Below are 1,053 nucleotides of genomic sequence, written 5' to 3'. Positions count from 1 at the left end.
TCGCAATGATTGTTATGATTAAACCAACTATTTTTTTACTTTTTTCCTTCAATAGTTTTCCTATCCAAAAAGTTATTTCCAAAAAATTTTTAGAGCTTGATGGCTCAAAATTTTTCAGAATAACTTTTTAGCCCACTTGGCCGATATTTCTTTTTCCCGGGTCTGGTCTTTTCTAGATCTGCGCCTTATTCCTGTCCATATATTTTGACCTATCCCTGATGACTGCGGCAATCCTGAGCGCCAGTTTGTTCTTTATTGCATTCAGTATGCTCATACTGTGCTTGCCCTCTTCCTTTTTCCTGATGAAATATTCCCGGAACTCCCGATTATTGTTCTTTACCGACATGGCACCCATGTGCAGCAGCCGTTTGAGCTCCTTGTTGGCCATCCTGTGCACCCTTGTCCTTCCCCTGATGCTGCTCCCGCTGGTATGCTCAAAGGGGACAACCCCCGCATAACATGCAAGCTGTTTACCCGTTGGTCTAGCTGCAAAGTTCGCCGTGCAGGAGATCAGATAGGTGGCCGTGACCTTCCCTATACCAGGTATGCTCATCAATAGGTCATAGTTCTCCCTGAACGCGCGGCTGGAGTTGATGAGCTTCCTGATCTGCTGCTCGATGCTGAGGATGGATTGRGCGATCCCATCAATGGCCGCCCGCAGGGACTTTTCCATTATTTTCATGGAGAGCCCGTCATGTCCGCATTCCAGTTCCTTCATGGTCACCGATATGCTACCCCTCTGCTTGAGCAGCTTGGTCCGGGCAGCTATGAGGTCCTTCAGCAGCAGTAGCTCCCTGTCCAGAGGGGCGCTTGCCCTGAGGGCATCGGCCTCCTTGAAGGCATAGTTCGCTAACCTGATGCTGTCTATCTTATCGTTCTTCCCCCTGGCTATGCCAAAGCTCCATTTGATGTGCGCCGCATTGCCTATGTGCAGGGGAAGCTGTTGCTGGCTGCAGAAGGACCAGATCAGGCGGTGGTAGATACCCGTATTCTCCATCACGACAAGCGAGTTGCCGTCCATGGTTACACCGTTTGCGGTGAGCCAACGATGGA

At 49.7% G+C, this 1,053-nt stretch carries 1 protein-coding gene; it reads right to left on the bottom strand.

Features of this window, described 5'->3' with window-relative positions:
- Positions 1-172: 172 nt before the first annotated feature.
- Positions 173-1,053 (bottom strand): IS110 family transposase (locus CRJ00_RS18090; protein WP_099368129.1); only part of this gene is annotated, 881 nt, incomplete at its 5' end.

Origin of the sequence: Sphingobacterium sp. 1.A.4, assembly GCF_002734245.1 — a bacterium.
Lineage (GTDB): Bacteria > Bacteroidota > Bacteroidia > Sphingobacteriales > Sphingobacteriaceae > Sphingobacterium > Sphingobacterium tenebrionis.
This window is presented reverse-complemented; position numbering and strand designations above follow the sequence as displayed.